This window comes from Paracoccus sediminis (assembly GCF_900188295.1).
GTDB classification, from domain to species: Bacteria; Pseudomonadota; Alphaproteobacteria; order Rhodobacterales; family Rhodobacteraceae; genus Paracoccus; species Paracoccus sediminis.
Window position 1 is genome coordinate 1 of record NZ_FZNM01000014.1, and the last position, 26650, is coordinate 26650.

The window sequence follows — 26650 nt, forward strand, 5'->3', positions numbered from 1 at the left end:
CCGCCCTGCACGCCGACCGCGACGGCACCGTCAAGGCCATCCACGTCAAACCAGGAGAACAGATCGACGCAAAGGATTTGTTGGTCGAGGTGGAGTGAGACGGAGCGCCGCGGCCCCTACAGAAGGGTCGCGGCGATCAGCACCCACAGAGTCAGGGCCGTGGCGGTGGCCAAGGCGTAAAGTCCGTTCCATGCCATTCCGGCATGGCGGGCCTCGACCCCGCCCAGCTTGCCCACCAGCAGCACCGATGCCGTGAACGGCGAGGTGTTGCCGCTGATCGCCCATCCCCCGGTGATGGCGATGACCATGGCGGTGGGGTGGACACCCAGAACGGCGGGCGCGGGCAACAGCGGCACCAGCAGCGACACGGCCAGAATCGGGTTCATGCCGATCTGCCCGGTCAGCGGGATGATCCAGATCAGACCCGCCAGAATCACCATGGGCGGGATCGCCGACATGTCCGGCCCATGTGCCTGCATGATCGGCACCAGCAGCCAGGATCCCAGGCTGCCGATAAAGCCCGCCATGAACAACAGAACGATCTCGCCCCGGTAATTCGCCAGGTCGCGGGCGGCGAACCGGCCGATGCGGGCGGCCAGGGTGGCGACGCGCCCGCCGGGGGCGGGGGGCTGGACCAGCACCCAGGCCATCGCGACCAGCGGCACCATTGTCATGACCGCGCCGGTGACGGCCACGCCGGTGGCCAGATGCAGCGCCAAGACGCCGCCGACCACGACGGCCAGCAGCACCAGCAGCGGGCGCAGGCGCAGCAGCCAACCGTCGGTTTCGGCCATGCGCATCGGAGGCGGGGCGGAAAGCCGCGGCTTGAAGATCGTGTCCAGTCCCCAGCCGATGCCGATCATCAGCGCGGTGCCGACCATGCAGAACGCGGCCGCCCCCGACCACGAGGCGCCCTTTACCACCGACAGGGTAACGGCCATCGACAAGGCCATGGGCGACCAGCACAGCGTCGAGGCAAAGCCCCGTTGAACCGCCACCAGCATCCGGCGCAGGCGGTGGCGGCGCAACTCCTCGTTGCCCTCGCGCGCGGTGCTTTCGGCGGCAAGCCCGCCCAGCAGAGAGATCGCGCCATACAGCAGGATCAGCCCGAACAGGTGCCCGCCCAGCGTCAGCGCCAGATAGCGGCGCCCCGGCGGCTGGCGGGCCAGAAAGCGCCCGCATTCCAGGATCGCCTGCGACCCCATGGCCGCGCTGCGCAGGGCGGACAGCGCCGTGAACAGCGCGATGATGAAGCCGCCGCGCGTCAGGGCGGTCAGCGTGGCCTGCGCCCAGTCGGGCCGGGTCGCGGCCGCCCAGGCGATCAGGGCGACGCCCACGACGACAAAGGCCAGCCGGGATAGGGGCTGGGTCAGCGAAAACAACGCCAGGGCCGCGATCAGCAGCAGTGCCGCGATGATCGCCATGCCCTGTCCCGCCCCGTATTGATGCGGGATTGTCGCCAGCAACGCGCAGGCCGTCAGAATGCCGCCGATCTGGGCGCTGCGTGGGGGCATGGCGACTCCTGCCTTGGCCGGTCAGCCTGCCATAGCCCCGCCTTGCAGGACGCGCAATTCGTCACCCGCCCGCGACGAATGGCAGGCGATAGCTGATCGCCTCGGCCAGATGGGGCGCGCGCACGGCGGCGGATCCGGCCAGGTCGGCGATGGTGCGGGCGGTGCGCAGGATGCGGTGATAGCCGCGCGCGGTCAGGCCCAGCCGTTCGGACGCCCTCAGGATCAGCGCCCGGCCTTCGTCGTCCGGCGCGGCGATCCGGTCCAGCAGGCCGCCCGCGGCCTCGGCATTGACGCGCACTTGGCGGTGATCGCGGAACCGCGCCGCCTGCACGTCGCGCGCCGCCGCCACCCGCGCGGCGACCTGCGCGGACGTGTCCCCGCCCGAAGGCAGTTCCAGGTCCATGAAGCCGACCGCCGGAACCTCCAGCCGCAGGTCGAAGCGGTCCATCAGCGGGCCGGAAATCTTGCCCATGTAATCGCCGCCGCACACCGGCGCGCGCGAACAGGCGCGGGCGGCGTCGGCCAGATAGCCGCAGCGGCAGGGGTTGGCGGCGGCGATCAGCAGGAAGCGGCACGGGTATCGGATATGGGCGTTGGCGCGGGCGACCACGACCTCTCCGGTCTCGATGGGCTGGCGCAGGGTTTCCAGCACCTGCCGGGGGAATTCGGGGAATTCGTCCATGAACAGGACGCCGTTATGGGCCAGGCTGATCTCTCCCGGCTTGGCGCCGCGCCCGCCGCCGACGATGGCGGCCATGGACGCGGTGTGGTGCGGTTCGCGGAACGGCGCGCGGCGGGATATGCCGCCATCGTCCAGCGTGCCCGCCAGCGAATGGATCATCGACGTTTCCAGGGCCTCGGCCGCGCCCAGGGGCGGCATCAGGCCGGGCAGGCGGGCGGCCAGCATCGACTTGCCCGCGCCCGGAGGCCCGACCATCAGCAGGTGGTGACGCCCGGCGGCGGCGATTTCCAGGGCGCGCTTGGCGCGTTCCTGGCCCTTCACCTCGGACAGGCAGCCGCCGGTGATCGCGCCGTCGATCATGCCGGGTTGCGAGCGGGACAGGGGCGCGCGGTCGGTCAGGTGGTCGATCACCTCGCGCAGGGTGGCGGGGGCCAGCACCGGGACGGAATCGACCCAGGCGGCTTCCGGCCCGCAGGCGCGCGGGCAGATCAGCGCCCGGTCATCCTCGGCCGCGGCCATGGCGGCGGGCAGGGCGCCCGTCACCGCGACCAGCCGCCCGTCCAGCGCCAGTTCGCCCAGCGCCACGCAGCGCGACAGTTCGTCGTTCGGAATGATTTCCAACGCGGCCAGGATCGCCAGGGCGATGGGAAGGTCGAAATGCGACCCCTCCTTGGGCAGGTCGGCGGGCGACAGGTTCACGGTCAGGCGGCGGTTCGGCATGGCGATGGACAGCGCGCCGAACGCCGCCTTGACGCGTTCGCGCGCCTCGGTGACGGCCTTGTCGGGCAGGCCGACGATGGCAAAGCCGGGCAGGCCCGCCGCGACCGAACACTGAACCTCGACCAGACGCGCCTCGATCCCCTCGAACGCGACCGAATAGGCGATCGCGACCATGGCATCCCCTTCAATCTCTGGGGGATGGTTAACGCGCCGGATTTAAGGAATGGTTAACGGGCCGGATCGGTTGCGGCAGCGACAAGGGGTGGCTATGTGTCCGGCGCGTATTATCAAGGGACCATGATGAACGGCAAGCGCATCCTGTTGATCGTCGGCGGCGGCATCGCGGCCATGAAGATCCCCCGGCTGATCCGCCTGATCCGGGCCGAGGGCGCCGCCGTGACCCCGGTCCTGACGCAGGCGGGCGCACAGTTCACCACCGCGATGACGGTATCGGTTCTGGCCGGAGAGGCCGCGCACGAGGGCCTGTGGGACATCGCGGCCGAGGCCGAGATCGGCCATATCCAGCTGTCGCGCAACGCCGACCTGGTGGTGGTGGCCCCCGCCACGGCCGATCTGCTGGCCAAGATGGCGCAGGGACTGGCGGACGATCTGGCGTCCACCCTGCTGCTGGCCACCGACAAGCGGGTTCTGGTCGCGCCCGCGATGAACGTGCGGATGTGGCATCATCCCGCGACCCAGCGCAACCTGCGGACCTTGCGCGACGACGGCATCCTGTGTGTCGGTCCCGAGGACGGCGACATGGCCTGCGGGGAATACGGCACGGGCCGGATGTCGGAACCCGAGGCGATCCTGGCCGCGATCCGCGCGGAACTGGCCCCCCAGGCACCGCTGAAGCTGCTGCCCGAAGCGCAGGTCCGGCCGGGCGCGCTGTCGGGACGGCATGTGATCGTCACATCCGGTCCGACGCATGAACCCATCGATCCGGTGCGTTACATCGCCAACCGATCCTCGGGCGCGCAGGGGGCCGCGATCGCCGCCGCGCTGCGCGATCTGGGCGCACGGGTCAGTTTCGTCACCGGCCCGGCCGAGGTTCCGCCGCCGGAAGGAGTCGAGGTGATCCGCGTCCAGACCGCCCGGCAGATGCGCGATGCGGTGGAATCGGCGCTGCCTGCCGATGCGGCGGTGATGGCGGCGGCGGTGGCGGACTGGCGGATCCGCAATTCGTCGGCCCGGAAGCTGAAGAAGGATGGGACCGGCAAGCCGCCATCGCTGGAAATGACCGAAAATCCCGACATCCTGGCCTGGATCAGCCAGCCGGATGCCCGCCGCCCCCGGCTGGTCGTGGGCTTTGCCGCCGAAACCAACGACGTGGTGGCCCATGCCACCGACAAGCGGCTGCGCAAGGGCTGCGACTGGATTGTCGCCAACGATGTCAGCGAAGGCACCGCCATCATGGGCGGCACGGAAAACGCCGTCACCGTCATCACCGAGGAAGGGGCCGAGGACTGGCCCCGGATGGCCAAGGACGCCGTGGCCCGCAAGCTGGCCCAAAAGATCGCGGACGCCCTGGGATGAGAACCTATCTGGACTGGAACGCCACCACCCCCCTGCGCCCCGAGGCCAAGGCCGCGATGCGCGAGGGAATGGAGATCGTGGGCAACCCGTCGTCCGTCCATACCGAAGGGCGGGCGGCCAAGATGGCGATGGAACGCGCCCGCGAAGAACTGGCGGCCGCCCTGGGGGCGGAGGGCGCGGACGTGATCTTCACCTCGGGCACGACCGAGGCTGCGGCCATGGTGCTGGCGGGCCGGGGCATCCATTGCGCGCCGGTCGAACACAGCGCGATCAAGGTCTGGTGCGATCAGGATCTGGCGGTGAACCGCGACGGCATCGTCACCGTGACCGATCCCGCACAGGCCAGCCTGCAACTGGCCAACAACGAAACCGGCGTCATCCAGACGCTGCCGGAGGGGCTGGGGTCCAGCGACCTGACCCAAGCGTTCGGCAAGGTGCCCTTTGCCTTCAACTGGCTGGGCGTCACGGCGGGCTTTGTCAGCGCGCACAAGCTGGGCGGTCCCAAGGGCGTCGGCGCGCTGATCGTCAAGCGCGGCACCGATGTCCAGGCGATAATTCGCGGCGGCGGCCAGGAACAGGGTCGGCGCGGCGGGACCGAGAATCTGATCGGCATTCTCGGCTTTGCCGCCGCCGCCGCCGCCGCACAGCGCGAACTGGACGAGGGCCTGTGGGATCAGGTGGCCGCGCGCCGCGACGCGTTGGAGGATCGGCTGCTGGCCGCAGCGCCGGGTGCGATGATCGCCGGAAAGGGCGCCAGGCGCTTGCCGAACACCACCTGCCTTCTTACATCGGTCTGGAAGGGTGAAACCCAGGTCATGCAGATGGATCTGGCGGGCTTTGCGATCTCGGCAGGGTCGGCCTGTTCCTCGGGCAAGGTCCGGGCCAGCGGCGTTTTGCAAGCGATGGGTTTCGACGATAAGGCCGCGCAGTCGGCAATTCGGATTTCCATAAGCCCGGCTTTGGGCGACGATCAGGTGAACCGATTTGCGGATGCGTGGGAAAGCGCGTATTCACGCTGGCGCGAACGGAACGGCTAGGCCACCACCCGGCCCGAGGAAGGACTTGGAATGACCGCAACCATCGATCTTGACGTGCGCGAGGGCGTTGACCGCGAGACGGTCGAAACCGTGCAGAACATGGGCAGCTACAAGTACGGCTGGGATACCGAGATCGAGATGGACTATGCCCCCAAGGGGCTAAACGAGGACATCGTCCGCCTGATTTCGCAAAAGAACGAAGAACCCCAGTGGATGCTGGAATGGCGGCTGGAGGCGTTCCGCCGCTGGCAGACCATGACCGAGCCGAAATGGGCGATGCTGAACTATCCGGTCATCGACTATCAGGACCAGTATTACTATGCCCGCCCCAAAAGCATGGAGGTCAAGCCCAAGTCGCTGGACGAGGTGGACCCCAAGCTGCTGGCCACCTATGAAAAGCTGGGTATCCCGCTGAAGGAGCAGATGATCCTGGCCGGGGTAGAGGGCGCCGAGGATGCGCCCGCAGAGGGGCGCCGGGTGGCCGTCGATGCGGTGTTCGATTCCGTGTCGGTGGGCACGACCTTCAAGGACGAGCTGGCCAAGGCGGGCGTGATCTTCTGTTCGATCAGCGAGGCGATCCGCGAGCATCCCGAACTGGTAAAGAAGTATCTGGGCAGCGTGGTGCCGCAATCGGACAACTTCTTCGCCACGCTGAACAGCGCGGTGTTTTCGGACGGGTCATTCGTCTATGTTCCCAAGGGGGTGACATGCCCGATGGAACTGTCCACCTATTTCCGCATCAACGCGGAAAACACCGGTCAGTTCGAACGCACGCTTATCATTGCCGATCAAGGGTCTTATGTCAGCTATCTGGAAGGCTGCACGGCGCCCAAGCGCGACACGAACCAGCTTCACGCGGCGGTCGTGGAAATCGTCATCCTGCAAGATGCCGAGGTGAAATACTCGACCGTCCAGAACTGGTTTCCCGGCGACGAGGAAGGCCGCGGCGGCATCTATAACTTCGTCACCAAGCGCGCCGACTGCCGCGAGGCGCGGGCCAAGGTGATGTGGACGCAGGTGGAAACGGGATCGGCGATCACCTGGAAATATCCGTCCTGCATCCTGCGCGGCGACGAATCCCAGGGCGAGTTCTATTCCATCGCCATCGCCAACAACATGCAGCAGGCCGATACCGGAACCAAGATGATCCATCTTGGCAGGAATACCCGGTCGCGCATTGTTTCCAAAGGAATTTCTGCGGGCCGCGCGCAGAACACCTATCGCGGGCTGGTGTCGATGCACCCGCGCGCGGCCAACAGCCGCAACTATACCCAGTGCGACAGCCTGCTGATCGGCGACAAGTGCGGCGCGCATACCGTGCCCTATATCGAGGTCAAGAACACCTCCAGCCGCGTGGAACACGAGGCCACGACCAGCAAGGTCGATGACGACCAGCTGTTCTATTGCCGCAGCCGCGGCATGGACGAGGAGGAGGCCGTGGCCCTGGTCGTCAACGGTTTCTGCCGCGAGGTCTTGCAGGCGCTGCCCATGGAATTCGCCATGGAGGCGCAGTCGCTGGTCGCCATTTCGCTGGAAGGCTCGGTCGGCTGACCGCGGAAAACAATTTGATGATGGTGCCGGACGGCTGGCACCGCCGCCACCATCTAATGAGGAAAAGATGCTGAAAATCGACAACTTGCACGTCAAGCTCGAGGAAGAGGACAAGCAGATCCTGAAGGGTCTGTCGCTGGAGGTTCCGGCCGGTCAGGTCCATGCCATCATGGGTCCGAACGGGTCGGGCAAATCCACGCTGTCCTATGTCCTGTCGGGCCGCGACGGCTATGACGTCACCGAAGGATCGGCCAGCCTGGACGGCGAAAGCCTGCTGGACATGGAACCCGAGGAACGCGCCGCTGCGGGCCTGTTCCTGGCCTTCCAGTATCCGGTCGAGATCCCCGGCGTGGGCAACATGACCTTTCTGCGGACGGCGGTGAACGCGCAGCGCAAGGCGCGCGGGCAGGACGAGCTGTCCTCGGGCGATTTCCTGAAACTGGTGCGCGCCAAGGCGGCGGAATTGCAGATCAGCCCCGACATGCTGAAGCGCCCGGTCAACGTGGGCTTTTCGGGCGGCGAGAAAAAGCGCAACGAGATCCTGCAAATGGCCATGCTGGAACCGCGCATGTGCATCATGGACGAAACGGATTCGGGCCTGGACGTGGACGCGATGCGGCTGGTGTCCGACGGCGTGAACGCGCTGCGCAGCCCGGACCGCAGTTTCCTGGTCATCACCCATTACCAGCGGCTGCTGAACCACATCCAGCCGGACGTGGTGCACATCATGGCCGACGGCCGCATCGTCAAGTCCGGCGGGCCGGAACTGGCCTTGCAGGTCGAACAGGAAGGCTATGGCGATCTGCTGTCGGAGGCCCGCTGATGGCGGATCTTGCAGTCAGGACCAAGGACCAGACGCCCTCGATCGAAGGGGCGCCGAAGCCTGCCGGCGCGCTTGATGCGCGGCTGGCGGCGCTGAACCTGCCGCAGGGCGGCTTTGCGGCGGCGCGTCAGGACGCGGCGGCGCGGTTGCGCGAGATGGGTCTGCCCGGTCCGCGCGACGAATACTGGCGCTATACCGACCCGCGCCGCTTCAACGCGCCGGCCCCCGCGGCCCTGCCGATCCCGCAGGCGGACGAAACGCCGCTGTTCGACGGCTTGGACAAGCTGACCCTGGTGTTCGTGGACGGCGCTTTTGACAAGGCCGCCTCGGACGATCTGGCGTTGCAGGGCGTCGAGATCGCGACCCTGGCCCAGGCCGACGCGGGCAAGGGCTGGGCCGGCGATCTGTATGGCGTGCTGGAGGCCAGGGGCCAGAAGCCCGTCAAGCGGCCCTTTGCGGCGCTGAATACGGCCTATGCGCGCGACGGCCTGCTGATTCGCGTGACCGCCACCCCTGCCAAGCCGATCCATGTGGTTCACCGCCGCGGCACGACCGATGCGGACGCGATGTGGCATCATGTCATCCGCATAGAGCGGGGCGCCGAGCTGACCTTGCTGGAAACCGGCATGTCGGGCGCCCGCTCGAACAGCGTGATCGAGGTGGATGTGGCCGAAGGCGGCACGTTCCACCATGTCGCCTCGAAGCGCGCGGCCGATCCCAGGGTCGGCATCGGCCACATCTTCGCCCGTGTCGCGGCGCAGGCGCAGTTCAAGTCCTTTGCCCTGTCGGTCAACGGCACGACGATGCGCAACGAAACCGTCATCGACATCGCGGGCGACGATGCCGTGGCCCATGTCGCCGCCGCCGTCTTGGGCGATGGGGAACGGGCGCCGTTCCATCACGACGATACGGTCTTCATCACCCACGGGGCCGAACGCTGCGAAAGCCGCCAGGTGTTCAAGAAGGTGCTGAAGAACGGCGCGACCGGCGTATTCCAGGGCAAGATCCTGGTCAGGCCCGGCGCGCAGAAGACCGACGGCTATCAGATCAGCCAGGCCCTGCTGCTGGACGAACGCAGCCAGTTCCTGGCCAAGCCGGAACTGGAAATCTATGCCGACGACGTGAAATGCTCGCACGGCTCGACCACCGGCGCCATCGATGACGAGGCGCTGTTCTATCTCCGCTCTCGGGGGGTGCCGCGGGAACGGGCCATCGTGTTCCTGGTCTTGTCCTTTCTCGCCGATGCTCTGGCCGAGGTCGAGGACGACGGTATCCGCGACCGCATCTATGAACGGCTTGACGTGTGGCTGACGCTGAACGCGGTGCAATAAAGTCGCTGCCGGGGGGCATCGTGCCCCGCGTGCTGCACAGTTGGTGGGCGCCGCGCCGGGTGGTGCGGGGCCTTTCCGCCATGCCGGAAGGCGCGAAGCTGGCGGTGCTGATGGCGGCGATGCTGATTTTCCTGATCGCCCAGGCCCCGGCCCATGCGCGGATGGCGCAGCTTGATCCGTCCATCCCGTTCCAGGCGCGGATGGGCGGGGCGCTGTTGGCGGTGATGTTCATGATGCCGATCCTGGCCTATGCCGTGGCGGCCCTGGTTTCGGGGCTGTCGCGATTGTCCCCCTGGCGGCTGTCGCCGGGGGATTCGCGGCTGGCGCTTTTCTGGTCCTTGCTGGCGGTCGCGCCCGCGATGCTGCTGGCGGGACTGGTCGCGGGGCTGATCGGGCCGGGACCGGCGCTGACCGTCGCGCAGGCGGTATCGGGGGCCGGTTTTCTTGTAATATGGGGCGCCGGAATGGCGGCGCTGGCGAGGCGAGCATGAGTTTCGACGACTTCAAGGCCCTGATCGGCCTGTCGTTCCGCGATCCGCAGGGCGCGGCGCGTGCGCTGCTGGGGCAGGGCTGGCCGGTCCAGGCCCGCTGGATGGCGCTGCTGGCGGCCGTGTCGGTCTCGGCCCTGCTGGCCTGGCTTGCGGCCGCGCTGTTCGCCGCGCCTCGGGATGGCACCCAGGTGGTCATGCTTAGCCAGCAACCCATCGTTCTGGCGGGAATGCAGATGGCGGCCATCGTTCTGGCGGCGGGCCTGATGTCCGGGGTCGGCCGGATGTTCGGTGGCCAGGGCCGGTTCGAGGATGCCTTGCTGCTGACCGTCTGGATCGAGGTTCTGCTGCTGGTGGTCCAGGTCGTCCAGTTGGTGCTGTCGCTGGTTTTGCCGTCCGTTGCGGGGATGCTGGGCATCGCGGCGATGGGCCTGTTTCTGTGGCTGACCGTGCAGTTTACCAAGACCTTGCACGGGTTCACCAGCACGCCCAAGGTCGCCCTGGGCCTGATCGGCACCGCCATCGCGGCAGGCTTCGTCCTGTCCATCGTCGCCGCCGCCCTGGGGATCCTGCCGGAGATGCCGCAATGAGCTTTGACATCGCCACCGTCCGCGCCGATTTCCCGATCCTGTCGCGGCAGGTCAACAACCGCCCGCTGGTCTATCTGGACAGCGGCGCCAGCGCGCAAAAACCGCGCCAGGTGATCGACGCGGTCGCCCGCGCCTATGAAGGCGAATACGCCAATGTCCACCGGGGCCTGCATTTCCTGTCGAACCTCGCGACCGAGAATTACGAACGCGTCCGCGCGATCATCGCGCGCTTCCTGAACGCCCCGCACGAGGACGAGGTGATCTTCACCAGCGGCTCGACCGAGGGGATCAACCTGGTCAGCTATGGCTGGGCCGCGCCCCGGATGGGGGCGGGGGACGAGATCGTGCTGTCGGTGCTGGAACACCACGCCAACATCGTGCCCTGGCATTTCCTGCGCGAACGGCAGGGAGTGGTGCTGAAATGGGTCGAACCCGAACCCGACGGATCGCTGCCGCCGGAAAAGGTTCTGGCCGCCGTGGGGCCAAAGACCAGGCTGGTCGCCGTCACCCATATGTCGAACGTCACCGGCACCATCGTCGATGTGGGGGCCATCGCGCGCGGCACCCATGTCCCGGTGCTGGCGGACGGATCGCAGGCGGCGGTGCATATGCCCGTGGATCTGGCCGCGCTCGGCGTCGATTTCTACTGCATCACCGGGCACAAGCTCTACGGCCCCTCGGGGTCCGGGGCGATGTGGATCCGCCGCGACCGGCAGGCCGAGATGCGCCCCTTTCTGGGCGGCGGCGACATGATCCGCACGGTGACGCGCGACAGTGTCGACTATACCGACCCGCCCCTGCGGTTCGAGGCGGGAACGCCCGGCATCGTCAACCAGATCGGCCTTGGCGCGGCCCTGGAATACCTGATGGATCTGGGGATGGACAACATTGCCGCGCATGAACGCGGCCTGCGCGACTATGCCCGCGACCGGCTGCGCAGCCTGAACTGGTTGCAGGTCCAGGGCGACGCGCCCGGCAAGGGCGCGATCTTTTCCATGACCATGCAGGGCGCCCATGCCCATGACCTGTCCACCATCCTGGACAAGCGCGGCATCGCCGTGCGCGCAGGCAGCCATTGCGCCATGCCGCTGATGGAGTTCTTTGGAATCACCGCCAGCGCGCGGGCGTCATTCGCGATGTACAATACCACGGCGGAAGTGGATGCATTGGTCGAAGGATTGACCTTCTGCCGCGACCTTTTCGCCTGAATCGTGCAAAGATTCGAACGGTCGCCGAAGATCGTGCGATAAGTCTTGCCGGATTTCGGGGTTATGCGGCATCCCTGACCGAACAACGGTCAGGGGAAGGCGATGGCACAGGTTCTGGTTCTGGGTGCGGGCATGGTCGGCGTCACGACCGGGCTGGCCTTGCAGGCGCGCGGGCATGACGTCACCATCGTCGAACGCGGCGTGCCGGGACGCGAAACCAGCTATGGCAACGCGGGTCTGATCCAGACCGAGGCCGTGGAACCCTATGCCATGCCGCTGGCGCCGGGCGCGCTGATCCAGATCGCGCTTGGCCGGGGCTATGACGTGAAATGGAACGTCGGGGGCCTGTTGTCGCAACTGAACGCGGTGTGGACCTATGCCCTGAATTCGCTGCCCGCAGGCCACCGCCGGGCCACGCTGGTCTGGGGCAAGCTGATCCGCCAATCGACCGACCGCCATGCGCCGCTGATCGACGCTGCGGGCGCCGACAACATCATCCGCCGCGACGGCTATATCGAGGTGCATCGCACCCCCGCTCGCATGGACAAGGCGCGCAAGGCCGCCAAGCGGTTTCTGGACGACTTTGGGGTCGAAGCGCGGCTGATGGACGGCAAGGAACTGCGCGCCCTGGAACCAGCCATCAAGATCGAGGTCGAGGGCGCCACCCACTGGGCCGACGCCTGGGCCTGTTCCGACCCCGGCGGGCTGGTGGCGGCCTATGCGGCGCTGTTCGAACGCCAGGGCGGGCGGATCGTCAACGGCGACGCGGGCGACCTGCACCGCGCGGGCAAGGGCTGGAAGGTCGGCGAGGAAACGGGCGAACACGCCGTCGTGGCGCTTGGCCCCTGGTCGCCGATGCTGCTGCAACGGTTCGGCCTGACCGTGCCGATGGTGTTCAAGCGCGGTTATCACCGGCATTACCGCATGGACACGCCGCCCAATCACCCCATAGCCGATTTCGGCAACTCGGTCGTGCTGTCGCCGATGCGGCGCGGATTGCGGATCGCCACGGCGGCCGAACTGACCAGCCACCCGCGCCTGACGCCGCCGCAACTGAAGCACGGCGAAAAGGCCGCGCGCGAGCTGTTCGACATCGGCCAGCCGGTCGAGGCCGAACCCTGGACCGGCCGCCGCCCCTGTATCCCCGACATGCTGCCGGTGATCGGCCGCGTGCCCGATCAGCCGAACCTCTGGGCGCATTTCGGCCACGGCCACCAGGGCTTTACCCTTGGCCCCGTCACGGCGGAAATCCTGGCCGAGGAGATGGACGGCCGGCAAGGCTGGGCGGAATTGCAGCCGGGGCGGTTCAAGCGGTAAGGCCCCCCGTTTCACCGGGTAAAGGTTGACTTTCGCGCGGCAGGACACACCTTACAGGCTCTGCCGACAGAAGGGTGCCTGATGGGCCACAACAACACCAACGCGCCGGTCGCGCGCCCGATCGAAGTCACCCGCCCCAAGCTGGAAGGCGGGCGGCGCTTCGTCCTGAAGACCGAATTCGAACCGGCGGGCGACCAGCCGACGGCCATTGCCGAACTGGCCCAGGGGGTCCGGGCGGGCGAACGCGATCAGGTGCTGCTGGGCGCGACCGGCACCGGCAAGACCTTCACCATGGCCAAGGTGATCGAGGACACGCAGCGCCCGGCCATCATCCTGGCGCCCAACAAGACGCTGGCCGCCCAGCTTTACGGCGAATTCAAGGGCTTCTTTCCCGACAACGCGGTCGAATACTTCGTCAGCTATTACGACTATTACCAGCCCGAGGCCTATGTGCCCCGATCGGATACCTATATCGAAAAGGAATCCCAGATCAACGAGGCCATCGACCGGATGCGCCATTCGGCCACCCGCGCGCTGCTGGAACGCGACGACGTGATTATCGTGGCCTCGGTCAGCTGCATTTATGGCATCGGCTCGGTCGAGACCTATTCGGCGATGACGCAGGACATGGTGGTCGGCGACAGCTATGACCAGCGGGAATTCCTGGCCCAGCTGGTGGCCCAGCAGTACCGCCGCCTGGACGCGGCCTTTCAGCGCGGCGGCTTTCGCGTGCGCGGCGACGTGGTCGAGGTCTGGCCCGCCCACCTGGACGACCGCGCCTGGCGGTTCGATTTCTTTGGCAACGAGTTGGAGGCGATCACCGAATTCGACCCGCTGACCGGCGCCAAGACCGACACTTTCCGCCAGATCCGCATCTATGCCAACAGCCACTACGTCACGCCGCGGCCGACGCTTCAGCAGGCGATCAAGGGCATCAAGGCCGAATTGCAGGGTCGGCTGAAGCAACTGGTGGACGAAGGCAAGCTGCTGGAGGCGCAGCGGCTGGAACAGCGCACCATTTTCGATATCGAGATGCTGGAGGCCACCGGCGTCTGCAACGGGATCGAAAACTATTCCCGCTATCTGACCGGCCGCGCGCCGGGCGAACCGCCGCCCACGCTGTTCGAATTCATCCCCGACAACGCCATCGTCTTTGCCGACGAATCCCATGTCAGCGTGCCGCAGATCGGCGGCATGTACCGGGGCGATTTCCGGCGCAAGTTCACGCTGGCCGAACACGGGTTCCGCCTGCCCAGCTGCATGGACAACCGCCCGCTCAAGTTCGAGGAATGGGACGCCATGCGCCCGCAATCGGTCTTTGTGTCGGCGACCCCCGCGCAATGGGAAATGGACCAGACCGGCGGCGTTTTCACCGAACAGATCATCCGTCCCACCGGGTTGCTGGATCCGCAGATCGAGATCCGCCCGGTCGAGATGCAGGTGGACGACCTGCTGGACGAGATCCGCCGCGTCAGCAAGGCGGGCCTGCGCACGCTGGTCACGACGCTGACCAAGCGCATGGCCGAGGATCTGACCGAATATTTCCACGAACAGGGCATCCGCATCCGCTATATGCATAGCGACATCGACACGATCGAGCGGATCGAGATCCTGCGCGACCTGCGGCTGGGTGCCTTTGACGTGCTGGTGGGCATCAACCTGCTGCGCGAGGGGCTGGACATCCCGGAATGCGGGCTGGTGGCGATCCTGGACGCCGACAAGGAAGGGTTCCTGCGGTCCGAAACGTCGCTGATCCAGACCATCGGGCGCGCGGCGCGGAACGTCGATGGGCGGGTCATCCTGTACGGCGACCGCATCACCGGCAGCATGGAACGCGCCATGGCGGAAACCGAGCGTCGGCGCCAGAAGCAGATGGCCTATAACGAGGCCCACGGCATCACCCCCCAGACCGTGCGCAAGAATGTCGAGGATGTCCTGGCGGGCCTGTGGCAGGGCGATACCGACCAGTCGCGCGTCACGGCCAAGGTGGACCGCCCGATGGTGGGCGCAAACCTGGCTGCCCATCTGGACGCCCTGCGGGGCCAGATGCGCAAGGCTGCCGAAAATCTGGAATTCGAGGAAGCCGCCCGCATCCGCGACGAGGTGAAACGGCTGGAAGCCGTCGAACTGGCGGTCGCGGACGATCCCCTGGCACGCCAGTCCGTGATCGAGGACGCGGCCGATGAGGCCGTCAAGGCCTCGGGCCGGTCCACGGCGGGCCGCGCCGGGCAGCGCGGCGGCAACAAGCGGTCGAAACGGCGCCGATAGCGGTATCCGCGGACGTTCCGGCGCCGACGCGGTTCAGGACAGGTCTTCGATGATGTAATCCTCCCAGTCGTCCTCGTTGACCGACAGCTCGTTGACGGTCCAGCCCTGGACGCTGGCCCCGGCGCGGTGGACGGTGTCGCGGTCGCCCGAAATCAGGTGGTGCCAATCATGCAGGGGCCGCCCTTCGTGCCGCAGGCGATAGGCGCAGGTGGCGGGCAGCCACCAGGCGATCTCGGCCAGCTTCCTGGGGGTCAGGACCACGCAGTCGGGAACATAGTCGTGGCGGTTGGCATAGCTGCTGCACCGGCATTTGTCGCCATCCAGCAGCTTGCAGGCGACGCGGGTAAAGGCCAGATCGCCGGTATCCTCGTATTCGATCTTGTTCAGGCAGCACTTGCCGCAGCCGTCGCACAGCGCCTCCCATTCGTCGGGCTGCAACTGGGGCAGGGGCAGTTCCCAGAAACGGTCGCGCATCAGGCCCCCGCCAGCACCGCGCGGGCCTGTTGGGCATCGGCGGCGATCTGGTCGATCAGGGTCTGAACGCTGTCGAACCTGGCCTCGTCGCGCAGGAATTCGACCAGGCCCACGGACAGGTGCTGGCCGTACAGGTCGCCGTCGAAGTCGAACAGATGCACCTCGAGGTTGGGGGCGTTGCGGCCGAACATCGGGCGCACGCCCAGGCTGGCCACGCCGTTGCAGGACAGACGATCCGGGCCGGTCAGCACCTCGACCACGACGGCATAGACGCCAAGGCGGGGCAGGTGCAGGTCGTCCATGCGCATGTTGGCGGTGGGCCAGCCGAATTCGCGGCCGCGCTTGTCGCCGTGGACCACCTCGCCCTCGATCCGATGCAGGTGGCCCAGGATGCGTCCGGCGTCGCGGGGGCGGCCCTCGGTCAAGGACCGGCGGATCGCGGTCGAACTGTAATCCTGCCCGCCATCCCCCAGCAGCGGCACCGCCGTCACGCCGAAACCGAACCCCCGGCCCAGATCCTGCAAGGTGGCGACATGGCCCGCCCGGTCCTTGCCAAAGACGAAATCGGCGCCGACCGTCACATGGGCGACGCCAAGCCCGGCCATCAGCACGTCGCGGGCAAAGGCCTCGGGCGACAGGCCCGCCAGGACGGGACCGAAGGGCAGTTCATACAGGTGGTCAACCCCCAGGCGGGCCAGGCGATTGGCGCGGGATTCCGAATTCATCAGGCGGAACGGCGGGGCGTCGGGGGCAAAGAACTGGCGGGGATGGGGTTCAAAGGTAACGATGCCCAGCGGCGCGCCGCCCGCCTGGCGCGCCGCCTCGATCACCGTGCGGTGGCCCAGGTGGACGCCGTCGAAATTGCCCATGGCAACAGTTGCGCCGCGGGCGCTTGCCGGAAGACCTGTCCAGTCGCGGTGGATCTGCAAAGGGTGCCCCCACTGGGGCCAGCGGCGCGCCCCGTCAGTCGAACTTGCGGCTTGGCGCCAGAACGACCGCCTCGCCTTTCAGGACGACCGTATCACCCACGAGGCAGCAGGTTGCAAGCGTGACCCGCCGTTTCGCGTGGTCGATGGCATCCACCGTCACCTCGGCCCGAACCAGGTCGCCGGGGCGCACCGGGGCCACGAATTTCAGCGTCTGGCCCAGATAGACGGTGCCGTGGCCGGGAAGCTGTTCCCCGATCACCGCCGAAATCAGCCCCGCCGACAGCATCCCATGCGCGATGCGGCCTTCGAAGATCGTATCGCGGGCGTAATCGTCGTCCAGATGCACCGGATTGCGGTCGGTCGACACCTGGGCGAACAGTTCGATATCGCGGTCGGTGACGATCTTTTGCAGATGCCGGGTCATCCCGACCTCCAGATCCTCGATGACGATGGTTCCGCGGGGCAGGTTGTCCAACATGCGTTCCATTCCAGGGGCCAGACCGGCAAGGATGCCTTATGCTGCATAGCAGCGAAAGCGCGTATCCGCAATAATAATGCGCAAACTGCGCATCAAGATAGAAGATTGTTGCAGATAGGATCGGCAGACATGGCAAGGCCCGCGCCGTTTGACGGACGCGGGCCGTTGCGATCAGGGGTGGTCAGCGCAGCCGGCCGATGCTGAACTGCGGCGCCAGCGCGTGCCCGCCCAACCAGTCCAGCAGCAGGGCATTGTCCGGGTTTTCGACATCCGGCCCCAGCGAGTCGGCCGCAAGGCCGCCGGTCACGAACAGCGCGTCGATGCCTTGGTCCAGCCCGCCCTTCACGTCGGTGAAGATGCCGTCGCCGACCGCCAGAATCCGCGCGTCCGGTCCCAGGTCCAGCAGGCGCCGCGCGCGGTCATAGATCGGCGGATGCGGCTTGCCGAAATACAGCGACCTGCCGCCCAGCCCTTCGTAGTATTCGGCCAGGGCGCCTGCGCAATAGATGCGCGTCTCGCCCATGTCCACGATCACGTCGGGGTTGGCGCATAGCAGGGGCAGGCCCCGGTCCCGCGCCACCATCAGCCGATCGTGATAATCGGCGGGCGCTTCGGTGAGTTCGTCAAAGGGACCGGTGGCGACGATCCCCTCGGCCTGATCCAGGGGGACGCGCCGGATCGCGGGGGCGTCCCGGAATTCGGCGGGGATGTCGTCGAAAAAGCCGTCGTCCTTGTCGGTGCCGATATGCCAGACCTTGCGCCCGACGGCCCCGGAAAACATCGCCTCTTGCGCGGCGTCGCCCGAACTGACCACGGCGTCCCAGGCGTCGCGCGGCACGCCCATGCGGTCAAGCTGGGCGATGACATAGGGGTTCGGCCGGGGCGCATTGGTCATCAGGACGACCCGCCCGCCCTGCGCGCGGAACGCCTGCAAGGCCGCGACGGCGGCGGGATAGGGCCGCTTGCCGTTGTGCAGGCAGCCCCACAGGTCGCAGAACAGCACGTCGTAATCGGCGCCGATCTGCGACAGCGACTGGATGATTCGGCTCATCAGACGGCAAGCACCGGGATGATCTGCTTCTTGCGGCTCATCACGCCGGGCAGGACCACGCTGTCGCCGGTCGCCGTCACGCCGAAGCTGCGTTCGGCGATGCGGCGCACGTCATCGTTGGGGATCAGAAGGGTGGCTTCCTTGCGCAGGATGTCCACCACAAAGCACAGCACCGCGTCCGCGCCGTCTTCGGCCGCGACGCGGGGCATCGCATCCAGCAGCGCGGCCTTGCGCGCCAGGATCAGTTGCGGAGAGGTCGTTTCCAGCACCGTGATGCGCAACTGCTTGCCGTTCAGCTCGTATTCCTTGCTGTCCAGCCGCAACAGCGCCTCGTCGGTGAAGGCGCTGACATCGGACTTGGCCGCGAACATTTCCGTTGCATAGTCGGTGATGTCGATGCCCAGCCCGGCGGCCAGGCGTTCGGCCACGGCGCGGTCATGGGCGGTGGTGGTCGGGCTGCGGAATTCCAGCGTGTCCGAAAGGATGCAGGTCAGCATCGCGCCCCGGATCCCTTCGGGGGCGCGGTCCATGTCGTCGGCGATCAGGTCGTGCATGATGGTGGCGGTGCAGGCCAGCGGGCGCACGGTGATGTTGATGGGCACCAGCGTCGTGATGCCGCCCGCCAGCCGGTGATGGTCGATGATCTCGATCACCTCGGCCCGGTCCAGGCTGGCGGGCAGTTCGGCGGGGTTGTTGGTGTCCACGATCACGCATTGATCGCCCGGCGCCACGTCCGCGATGATCTGCGGCTTGTCCAGGTTCCAGCGTTTCAGCATCCACAGGGCTTCGTTGTTCGGTTCGCCCAGCAGAACGGCCTGGGCGGGGGTCTTGCGCACCTCGGACAGATACCAGGCCCAGATGATGGGCGATCCGGTGGAATCCGTGTCGGGGGCGGTGTGGCCAAAGACCTTAATCATGCTGATGCACCTATGAAGCGTCTGGATTTGCGCGCCTTATAGGCCGGGGCCGGGCGGATGTCCAACAGGGCGGAGGGGGAATGGTGCCGGTTGAGGGGATTGAACCCCCGACCTTCGGTTTACAAAACCGCTGCTCTACCGCTGAGCTAAACCGGCGCGCCGCACCTTGTCTGGACCAGATAGCGGCCCGACGCGATTTCTGCAAGCCGTGGCATCGGGCGAAAGCGGTTTGACTGGCCCGATTGCCCGGCTAGGTTGTGCGGATGGCATGGTTTCAAGGGGTACGGGTTCGCGATGCAGATGGTGTTTCACCTGGGGGTCCACGGCACGGACGGCGACCGGTTGCTGAAGACGTTGCTGAACAATCGCGACGTGCTGATGCGGCAGGGCACCGACATCATCACCCCGAACCGCCATCGCGGCTTGTTCGAAGAGGCGCTGATGGCGCTCAAGGGCGGCCAGGCCACGCCCGAAATGCAGCAGATCATGCTGGACGCGGTGCTGCATGGCGATGCCCCGAACCGCGCGGTGTTTTCCACGCCGACCTTCATGGGCGCGCCGGGCCGGGCGGTGGGGCAGGCGGGGCTGTATCCCCAGATGGGCGCGCGGGCGGCGGCGCTGGCCAATCTGTTCCCCGATCATACGGCCGAATTCTTTCTGGCGATCCGCAACCCCGCCAGCCTGATCGCCGAGGTGCTGCCGATCTTTACCGGCGGGGGCTATCACGTCCTGATGCAGGGGCGTCATCCGCTGGATCTGCGCTGGCGCGACCCGATCCAGGCGTTGCTGCGCGCGGTTCCCGGACGCCGCGTGGTGATCTGGTGTCACGAGGACGTGCCCCTGATCTGGCCCGAGATCGTGCGCCTGGCCGGCAATATTCCCCCTGATGCGCCCCTGCACGGCGGGATGATGTATCTGGAGGAGATCCTGACCGACACCGGCATGGCGCAGTTGAAGGAATCCCTGTCGATGCAGGACCGCCTTACCGTCGCGCAGCGCCGCGCGCTGTCGTCCCACGCGATCCGCGATCATGCCGTGCCCGACGCCTTGGACCAGTCCGTGGACCTGCCCGGCTGGACACAGGAAATGGTGGACCGGATGACCGACCAGTACCACGCCGACGTTTCCGAAATCGCGGTGCTGCCGGGGGTAGAGTTCGTGCTGGTGTAAGGTCGAAACCCTAGCGGTCCCTTCCTGGCCCGCTTCCAGGACCGCGGCCTTTGGTTCGATCCCGAGGCAGCCGGATTTGGGGCGGTTTCCGAACGCCGGGAACCGTCGTCGCGCAAGAACGGCCGTGCCGCCCCCTCGATCTTCCGGAAACCAAAAAGGGCGCCCATCGGCGCCCCTTCAACCCGGCCGGACCCGAACGCCCGGCCTTGTCGGCACGATCCTTACTTGATCTTGCCTTCCTTGTATTCGACATGCTGGCGCACGACCGGGTCGAATTTGCGGACGGTCATCTTTTCGGTCATGGTGCGGGCATTCTTCTTGGTCACGTAGAAGTGGCCCGTGCCGGCGGTCGAGTTCAGCCGGATCTTGATGGTGGTCGGCTTGGCCATGTCATTGCTCCTGCTTCGGGGCAATCGCGCGGCGCAGACCCCGTGGAATTCGTGTGAAGCCCGGCTTTTACCGAGGCATGCGGCGAAGTCAACCCGAATCGCCGGGAAAACGACCGATTGCGCGGAGGGCCTGTAAGCCGGATTCTGTCCACCGCGTGATGCGGCTGGATGACCATTCCTCTGGCCCGGCGGTTGCCCGCCGGATCAAGCTGCCTACCCGGACCTGCTGGGGCAAGGCGGCCCTGCGGGGTTGCCCCCGCGCGCGGTCCCTATTCGGCATTGCTCCCGGTGGGGCTTGCCATGCGGGGCCTGTTGCCAGGCCCCCGGTGGGCTCTTACCCCGCCGTTTCACCCTTGCCTGCACGGATGCAGGCGGTCTGTTCTCTGTGGCGCTTTCCCTGGGGTTGCCCCCGCCGGGCGTTACCCGGCACCGCTGCCTCATGGAGTCCGGACTTTCCTCGACGGCTTGCCGCCGCGGTCATCCAACCCTCCGCGCGCAGCCGCTATGGCGGGGACGGGCGCGCGCGTCAATGAAAAACCCCCGCTGCGGACAGCGGGGGGGTCGATTTCCTATCCGATCGGATCAGGCGCGGGCCAGGTTCCGCAGCACATAATGCAGCACGCCACCGTTCTTGAGGTATTCGATTTCCACCTCGGTATCGACCCGGGCCTTGATCTGGATCTCCTTCACCCTGCCGTCGGCATAGCGGATGGTGCAGGGCACCAGCGACAGCGGCTTGAAATCGCCCGCCAGCCCGTGGATCGAGACGACCTCGTCGCCTTTCAGGCCCAGCGTCTTGCGGTTCTCGCCCGGCAGGAACTCGAACGGGACGACGCCCATGCCGACCAGGTTCGACCGGTGGATGCGCTCGAAGGATTCCGCGACGACTGCCTTGACGCCCAGCAGGTTCGTGCCTTTGGCCGCCCAGTCGCGCGACGATCCGGCGCCGTATTCGATGCCGCCGAAGATCACCAGGGGTGTTCCGGCCTGCTGATAGGCCATCGAGGCGTCGAAGATCGTCGTCTGCCGGCCGTCCGGGCCTTTGGTATAGCCGCCCTCGACCCCGTCCAGCATCTCGTTTCGGATGCGGATGTTGGCGAAGGTGCCGCGCATCATGATCTCGTGGTTGCCGCGGCGCGAGCCGTAGCTGTTGAAATCCTTGGGCGCGACCTGGCGTTCGGTCAGATACTGGCCCGCGGGCGTGGTCGGCTTGAAGGAACCGGCCGGGCTGATGTGGTCGGTGGTGATCATGTCGCCCAGGATCGCCAGCACCCGGGCGCCGTCGATGTCGCTGATGACGCCGGCCTCCTTGGACATGCCGCGGAAATAGGGCGGGTTCTGGATATAGGTCGAGGTGGGCGGCCAGTCATAGGTCTCGCTGTCCGTGACCTCGACCGCCTGCCAGCGTTCGTCGCCCTTGAACACGTCGGCGTATTTCGACTGGAACGCCTGCCGCGTGACGGTGGCATGGACCAGATCGGCGATCTCCTGGTTGGTGGGCCAGATGTCCTTCAGATAGACGTCGCGGCCCTCGGGCGTCCGGCCGATGGGGTCGCGGGTCAGATCGACGTTCAGATCGCCCGCGATGGCATAGGCCACCACCAGCGGCGGCGAGGCCAGGAAGTTCGCGCGCACATCGGGGCTGATGCGCCCCTCGAAGTTGCGGTTGCCCGACAGAACGGCGGTCGCCACCAGGTCGTTGTCGTGGATCGCCTTGCTGATCGCCGGATCGCCCAACGGGCCCGAATTGCCGATGCAGGTGGTGCAGCCGTAACCCACCAGATTGAAGCCCAGGGCGTCCAGATCCTCTTGCAGCCCGGCGGCTTCCAGGTATTCGCCCACCACCTGCGATCCCGGCGCCAGCGAGGTTTTCACCCAGGGCTTGCGGTTCAGGCCCAATTGGCGCGCCTTGCGGGCGACCAGACCGGCGCCGATCATGACGTAAGGGTTCGAGGTGTTGGTGCAGGAGGTGATCGCCGCGATCACCACCGACCCGTCGCGGATCGTGTAATCGGTGCCTTCCACCGCAGCGGTGCGGCGCACATCGGCCGGGGCCGCGATCACGCCGCCGCCTTCCTCGACCATGTCCTGGGCGCCATTGGACTGGTCGATGCCACGATAGTCGGCCACGACCTTGTAGAAGCTGCGCGCCGATTCGGTCAGCGGCAGATAGTCCTGCGGCCGCTTGGGACCGGAAATCGCGGGCACGATGCTGCCCATGTCCAGGTCCAGCGTCGAGGTATAGACCGGCGCATAGTCCGCCCCGCGCCAGAAGCCGTTCTGCTTGGCATAGGCCTCGACCAGACTGATCCGATCCTCGTCCCGTCCGGTATTGCGCAGATAACGCAGGGTCTCGTCGTCGATGGGGAAAAAGCCGCAGGTGGCGCCGTATTCGGGGGCCATGTTGGCGATGGTGGCGCGGTCGGCCAGCGGCAGGTTGTCCAGGCCCTCGCCATAGAATTCGACGAACTTGCCCACCACGCCGTGCTTGCGCAGCATGGCCACGACCTTCAGCACCAGATCGGTGGCGGTGGTGCCCTCGACCATGCGGCCGGTCAGCTTGAAGCCCACCACCTCGGGGATCAGCATGGATACGGGCTGGCCCAGCATCGCGGCCTCGGCCTCGATGCCGCCGACGCCCCAGCCCAGCACGGCCAGGCCGTTGACCATGGTGGTGTGGCTGTCGGTGCCCACCAGCGTGTCGGGATAGGCGACCAGATCGCCGTTCTGGTCGGTGTCGGTCCAGACGGTCTGGGCCAGGTATTCCAGGTTCACCTGGTGGCAGATGCCGGTTCCGGGCGGCACCACGCGAAAGTTCTGGAATGCGTTCTGGCCCCATTTCAGGAACTGGTAACGCTCGATATTGCGTTCGTATTCAAGATCGACGTTCTTCTGAAAGGCGCGCGGATTGCCGAATTCGTCGATCATCACCGAATGGTCGATGACCAGATCGACCGGGTTCAGCGGGTTGATCTTTTGCGCATCGCCGCCCAGGCCCAGGATGCCGTCGCGCATCGCCGCCAGGTCCACGACCGCCGGAACGCCGGTGAAATCCTGCATCAGCACGCGGGCGGGACGATAGTTGATCTCGCGCGGGTTCTTGCCGCCCAGGGCCGCCCATTCGCCGAACGCCTTGATGTCGTCCACCGACACCGAGAATCCGCCATCCTCGAAGCGCAGCAGGTTTTCCAGCACCACCTTCAGCGCGGCAGGCAGCCGGGAAAAGTCGCCAAGCCCGGCCTCGGTCGCGGCGTCGATGGAGTAATAGGCGTATTCGCGCCCGCCCGCCGTCAGGCTGCGGCGGGTGCTGGCGGTATCGGTTCCGATCTGGATGGGCATCGAGGCCTCCCTGTCTGCGACGTGGATGGGTCGGGCTTGCGTGGCTTCTGCTTTGCCCGATGCTGCGGGGCAGCGCAAGGGCATCGCACGGCAAATTGTATGCAATTGCATACCACGTTGCCGGGCGTTGCTCAAGAGGCACGGCCAGGCGGGGCCGTGGCGGACTAACAAAGCCTTGATTTGTCTCTGGCCGGGGCCGGGGTCTATGCAGGACGGCAATCGTTCCAAGAACCGGACCCCGGATGCTGGCCCTATCGGCAGCCTTGTGCAGAAACCCTCTTGCCGCCGCGCTGTGCGGGCTGGCCCTGACGTTCGGGGGCATGGCCGCGGCCCAGGGACCGGAGGGTGGCGGGATAGGCGCCGCCCTGAACGGCGGACCTCGTGGCGCCGAGGGATCGCGGCCAGGCGGCGAGGCCGCGCCGGTCATCGCCGCGCCCAGCGACCCCAGCCGGTCCGCGCCGTCATCGGCCTATGCCCCGTCCGAAACCGGCGGCTTCAACAGCTTTGCCGCCACCGACGGATCGCCGCCGATGGAACCGTTCGCCTTTGACGATGCGGTGCCGGTGGTGGTCGAACTGTTCACCTCGCAAGGGTGCTCGTCCTGTCCGGCGGCGGATGCGATGCTGTCGGGGCTGTCCGACCAGCCCGATGTCCTGCCGCTGTCCTTTCATGTGGATTACTGGGATTATCTGGGCTGGACCGACAGCTTTGCCCGGCCCGAATTCACCCGGCGCCAGGAACGCTATGCCCAGGCGGCGGGGGAACGGTCGGTCTATACGCCGCAGATGATCGTGGACGGCATCGACACGGCCGTGACCTTGGGACCGGCGCAGTTGATGGGGCTGATCGACGCCAGCCGGGTCGCCCCGGCCATGGTCAGCGTCCAGCGCGATACCGCCGCCGATGGCCAGTCGATCGAGCTGATGCCCCTGTCGGACCTGGGCGGGCGGGTGGACATCCTGATGGTCCGCTATGCCCCCGAACGGTCGGTCGAGGTGACGGCGGGCGAAAATCGCGGCAAGACCATCACCTATACCAACGTCGTCCTGTCGCTGGACCGGCTGGCCGAATGGGACAGCATGGCCCCCCTGCGCATGAAGGTCAGCGCCGCCGGCGCCGCCGACGACCGCTTTCCGCCCGACACCCGCCATGCGCTGCTGGTCCAGAAACAGGAACGCAAGGGAATGCCCGGACCGATCCTGGCGGCCATCCGTCTGGATTGACGGGCAGGCCGGCCTTGCTTGGCGGCGCGCAATGCGGGAAACAGCGATGACGGACCACACGAGGACGATGCCGCGATGAACGAACCGAAACCCTGGGTGCTGCAATCATTGGAATGGGGGCCGCTGCTGCTGTTCTTTGCGGTGTTCATGCTGAATCGCGGCGGCGACGTCAGCCTGTGGGGGCAGAACTATACGCCCCTGGTCTTTGCGACGCTGGTCTTTATCCCGGCGCTTGCGCTGGCCACGCTGATCCGCTGGCGGCTGACCGGAAAGCTGGCGCCGATGCAGCTGGCGACGCTGGTGCTGGTCGTGGTGTTCGGCGGGCTGTCGGTCTGGCTGAACGATCCGCGTTTCTTCAAGATCAAGCCGACGATCATCTATCTGCTGTTCGCAAGCCTGCTGGGGTTCAGCCTGATGACCCGCCGGAACTGGCTGGGCGCCATCCTGTCCGAGGCGTTGCCGATGGACGCGCAGGGCTGGCGCAAGCTGACGGCGCGCATGGCGCTGCTGTTTCTGGCACTTGCCGCCGCGAACGAGATCGTCTGGCGGGCGATGTCGGAAACGACCTGGGTATATTTCAAGACGTTCGGAATGCCGGTGGTGATTTTCGTCTTTCTGATGGCCAACGCCGGGCTGTTCCGCGCCCATTCGATCCAGGTGCCGACCGACGACGCGACCAAATAGCCTCAGGCCCGAAGGCCTCCGAATTGCGCGGGCGGCGCCAGCAGGCGGGACCATCGCGGCTGGATCCGGCCTGGCAGGCGGGCGCGCAGCATCGGCAGGGACAAGGCCCAGGGCTGCGTCAGGGCGGTGCGATAGAAGTCGAACAGGCCGCCGCGCAGATAAGGCGTCCAGTGCGACAGGCGCAACGGACGCCGTTCGACCGCGAAGCCCAGGCCTTCCAGCGTCGCCAAGGTGGCGCCGTCGTCGATCTGCACATCCAGCCAGTTTCCCGCCGGACGGGCCAGCCCGAAGCCGAGCGCCTGCCTGCGCCCCAGATCCAGCCACAGCTCCATCGCAAGATCGAACAGGTCGTTTTCGCGAGACGTGACATTCAGAACCTCGGCCCGGCGGCCCGCGAGACTGTCCAGCGCCAGGGCGGCGGTATCGCGGAACTCGGCGCCCGCCAGCAGGACGATGCGCCCGATGCTGCCCGGATCGGCATGATGCAAGGCCTGCAAGGCCACGCGGGCCCCCAGCGAATGACCAATCAGCGCCACGGGCCGCCCGGCCTTGTCGGCCAGTTGGCCGATCAGCCGCGCCGCCCCGCGGCCGACATCGCCGGCCCGCGCATAGGCGCCGCCCAGCGTGCCCCGCGCTTCCCATCCGAAGGCGACGGCAAGCCCTTCGTCGTCCCGGCCCGTTCCGAAGCCGAGGGCGCGCGGCCAGGACAGGGCGCGGCGCTGCGACCGGTCGGGGTCCAGGGACAGGATGTGGCGGTGCGGGTCGCAATGGGGCGCGGCGGGCGAATAGCGATAGCCGTGGATCATCACAATGACGGGCGCATGGGCGGGAAGGGCGCGGACGATCCCCGCCAGTTCCCCGGAAAGCGCGCCTTCGCCATCGATCCTGACCACCGGCATGATGCATCCCCTTTCCCTGCCCGACCGGGCAT

The 26650-nt window shown here is 66.9% G+C and carries 23 protein-coding genes, 1 tRNA gene and 1 other RNA gene; 13 read left to right on the forward strand and 12 right to left on the reverse strand.

Annotation, left to right across the window (positions count from 1 at the left end; all coding sequences use genetic code 11):
- Positions 1 to 116: 116 nt before the first annotated feature.
- Positions 117 to 1514: a hypothetical protein gene (locus CHB77_RS15105; RefSeq protein WP_089389015.1), complete on the reverse strand. Its 1398-nt coding sequence runs from the start codon at positions 1512 to 1514 to the stop codon at positions 117 to 119.
- A 61-nt stretch (positions 1515 to 1575) separates the two neighbouring features.
- Positions 1576 to 3090, reverse strand: a complete 1515-nt coding sequence (locus CHB77_RS15110; RefSeq protein WP_089389016.1) for a YifB family Mg chelatase-like AAA ATPase — start codon at positions 3088 to 3090, stop codon at positions 1576 to 1578.
- Positions 3091 to 3213: 123 nt separating this feature from the next.
- Here CHB77_RS15110 and coaBC point away from each other — a divergent pair, with 123 nt between their 5' ends.
- The 10 genes from coaBC to uvrB all read left to right on the forward strand — a co-directional run bounded on the left by coaBC (position 3214) and on the right by uvrB (position 15065).
- Positions 3214 to 4452 carry a bifunctional phosphopantothenoylcysteine decarboxylase/phosphopantothenate--cysteine ligase CoaBC gene (gene coaBC / locus CHB77_RS15115; RefSeq protein WP_089389083.1) on the forward strand — a complete coding sequence of 413 codons (1239 nt, stop codon included), beginning with the start codon at positions 3214 to 3216 and terminating at the stop codon, positions 4450 to 4452.
- On the forward strand, positions 4449 to 5489 hold the full coding sequence (locus tag CHB77_RS15120; RefSeq protein WP_089389017.1) for a cysteine desulfurase family protein: 1041 nt from the start codon (positions 4449 to 4451) through the stop codon (positions 5487 to 5489). Before coaBC ends, CHB77_RS15120 begins: the two co-directional genes overlap by 4 nt.
- A gap of 30 nt (positions 5490 to 5519) precedes the next feature.
- The gene (gene sufB / locus CHB77_RS15125; protein ID WP_089389018.1) at positions 5520 to 7040 is read left to right on the forward strand and encodes a Fe-S cluster assembly protein SufB; all 1521 of its coding nucleotides are present in this window, start codon (positions 5520 to 5522) and stop codon (positions 7038 to 7040) included.
- A gap of 67 nt (positions 7041 to 7107) precedes the next feature.
- The gene (gene sufC / locus CHB77_RS15130; RefSeq protein ID WP_089389019.1) at positions 7108 to 7863 is read left to right on the forward strand and encodes a Fe-S cluster assembly ATPase SufC; all 756 of its coding nucleotides are present in this window, start codon (positions 7108 to 7110) and stop codon (positions 7861 to 7863) included.
- Positions 7863 to 9194: a SufB/SufD family protein gene (locus CHB77_RS15135; RefSeq protein WP_089389020.1), complete on the forward strand. Its 1332-nt coding sequence runs from the start codon at positions 7863 to 7865 to the stop codon at positions 9192 to 9194. The genes sufC and CHB77_RS15135 overlap by 1 nt, the downstream gene beginning before the upstream one ends.
- Positions 9167 to 9685, forward strand: coding sequence for a hypothetical protein (locus CHB77_RS15140; RefSeq protein ID WP_242626674.1), 519 nt, complete (start codon positions 9167 to 9169; stop codon positions 9683 to 9685). Before CHB77_RS15135 ends, CHB77_RS15140 begins: the two co-directional genes overlap by 28 nt.
- Positions 9682 to 10272, forward strand: a complete 591-nt coding sequence (locus CHB77_RS15145; protein WP_165456300.1) for a YIP1 family protein — start codon at positions 9682 to 9684, stop codon at positions 10270 to 10272. The genes CHB77_RS15140 and CHB77_RS15145 overlap by 4 nt, the downstream gene beginning before the upstream one ends.
- On the forward strand, positions 10269 to 11480 hold the full coding sequence (locus CHB77_RS15150; RefSeq protein ID WP_089389022.1) for a cysteine desulfurase: 1212 nt from the start codon (positions 10269 to 10271) through the stop codon (positions 11478 to 11480). Before CHB77_RS15145 ends, CHB77_RS15150 begins: the two co-directional genes overlap by 4 nt.
- A 102-nt stretch (positions 11481 to 11582) precedes the next feature.
- Positions 11583 to 12797 (forward strand): NAD(P)/FAD-dependent oxidoreductase, encoded by a 1215-nt coding sequence (locus tag CHB77_RS15155; RefSeq protein ID WP_089389023.1) that lies wholly within the window; start codon positions 11583 to 11585, stop codon positions 12795 to 12797.
- A gap of 81 nt (positions 12798 to 12878) precedes the next feature.
- A complete protein-coding gene (gene uvrB / locus CHB77_RS15160) occupies positions 12879 to 15065 on the forward strand; it encodes an excinuclease ABC subunit UvrB (RefSeq protein WP_089389024.1) in 2187 nt (728 codons plus the stop codon).
- 33 nt (positions 15066 to 15098) lie between these two features.
- Here uvrB and CHB77_RS15165 read toward each other — a convergent pair whose 3' ends face one another.
- The 6 genes from CHB77_RS15165 to CHB77_RS15190 all read right to left on the reverse strand — a co-directional run bounded on the left by CHB77_RS15165 (position 15099) and on the right by CHB77_RS15190 (position 19070).
- The gene (locus tag CHB77_RS15165) at positions 15099 to 15539 is read right to left on the reverse strand and encodes a YcgN family cysteine cluster protein (protein ID WP_089389025.1); all 441 of its coding nucleotides are present in this window, start codon (positions 15537 to 15539) and stop codon (positions 15099 to 15101) included.
- Complete coding sequence (locus CHB77_RS15170) at positions 15539 to 16468, reverse strand: bifunctional riboflavin kinase/FAD synthetase (RefSeq protein WP_089389026.1); 930 nt, start codon at positions 16466 to 16468, stop codon at positions 15539 to 15541. Before CHB77_RS15170 ends, CHB77_RS15165 begins: the two co-directional genes overlap by 1 nt.
- Positions 16469 to 16502: 34 nt before the next feature.
- Positions 16503 to 16946, reverse strand: a complete 444-nt coding sequence (locus CHB77_RS15175) for a MaoC family dehydratase (protein WP_089389085.1) — start codon at positions 16944 to 16946, stop codon at positions 16503 to 16505.
- A gap of 181 nt (positions 16947 to 17127) precedes the next feature.
- Positions 17128 to 17997 (reverse strand): TIGR01459 family HAD-type hydrolase, encoded by an 870-nt coding sequence (locus tag CHB77_RS15180; RefSeq protein WP_089389027.1) that lies wholly within the window; start codon positions 17995 to 17997, stop codon positions 17128 to 17130.
- Positions 17997 to 18914: a manganese-dependent inorganic pyrophosphatase gene (locus CHB77_RS15185; RefSeq protein WP_089389028.1), complete on the reverse strand. Its 918-nt coding sequence runs from the start codon at positions 18912 to 18914 to the stop codon at positions 17997 to 17999. Before CHB77_RS15185 ends, CHB77_RS15180 begins: the two co-directional genes overlap by 1 nt.
- 81 nt (positions 18915 to 18995) lie before the next feature.
- Positions 18996 to 19070 (reverse strand) — tRNA-Thr (locus CHB77_RS15190).
- Between the two features lie 138 nt (positions 19071 to 19208).
- Here CHB77_RS15190 and CHB77_RS15195 point away from each other — a divergent pair.
- Positions 19209 to 20084 (forward strand): hypothetical protein, encoded by an 876-nt coding sequence (locus tag CHB77_RS15195; RefSeq protein ID WP_089389029.1) that lies wholly within the window; start codon positions 19209 to 19211, stop codon positions 20082 to 20084.
- A gap of 221 nt (positions 20085 to 20305) precedes the next feature.
- Here the strand turns inward: CHB77_RS15195 and rpmG are convergent, their stop codons facing one another.
- From rpmG to acnA, 3 genes are all read right to left on the reverse strand, one after another.
- Complete coding sequence (gene rpmG, locus CHB77_RS15200) at positions 20306 to 20473, reverse strand: 50S ribosomal protein L33 (protein WP_089389030.1); 168 nt, start codon at positions 20471 to 20473, stop codon at positions 20306 to 20308.
- Between the two features lie 117 nt (positions 20474 to 20590).
- An RNA gene (gene rnpB, locus CHB77_RS15205) (RNase P RNA component class A) lies at positions 20591 to 20966 on the reverse strand.
- Between the two features lie 89 nt (positions 20967 to 21055).
- On the reverse strand, positions 21056 to 23812 hold the full coding sequence (gene acnA, locus CHB77_RS15210; RefSeq protein WP_089389031.1) for an aconitate hydratase AcnA: 2757 nt from the start codon (positions 23810 to 23812) through the stop codon (positions 21056 to 21058).
- A 242-nt stretch (positions 23813 to 24054) separates the two neighbouring features.
- Here acnA and CHB77_RS15215 point away from each other — a divergent pair, with 242 nt between their 5' ends.
- Together CHB77_RS15215 and CHB77_RS15220 are read left to right on the forward strand one after the other, a co-directional pair.
- The gene (locus CHB77_RS15215; protein WP_089389032.1) at positions 24055 to 25035 is read left to right on the forward strand and encodes a DUF1223 domain-containing protein; all 981 of its coding nucleotides are present in this window, start codon (positions 24055 to 24057) and stop codon (positions 25033 to 25035) included.
- Between the two features lie 75 nt (positions 25036 to 25110).
- The gene (locus tag CHB77_RS15220; RefSeq protein WP_089389086.1) at positions 25111 to 25719 is read left to right on the forward strand and encodes an inner membrane-spanning protein YciB; all 609 of its coding nucleotides are present in this window, start codon (positions 25111 to 25113) and stop codon (positions 25717 to 25719) included.
- 2 nt (positions 25720 to 25721) lie between these two features.
- Here CHB77_RS15220 and CHB77_RS15225 read toward each other — a convergent pair whose 3' ends face one another.
- Positions 25722 to 26618, reverse strand: a complete 897-nt coding sequence (locus tag CHB77_RS15225) for an alpha/beta hydrolase family protein (RefSeq protein ID WP_089389033.1) — start codon at positions 26616 to 26618, stop codon at positions 25722 to 25724.
- Positions 26619 to 26650: the final 32 nt, after the last annotated feature.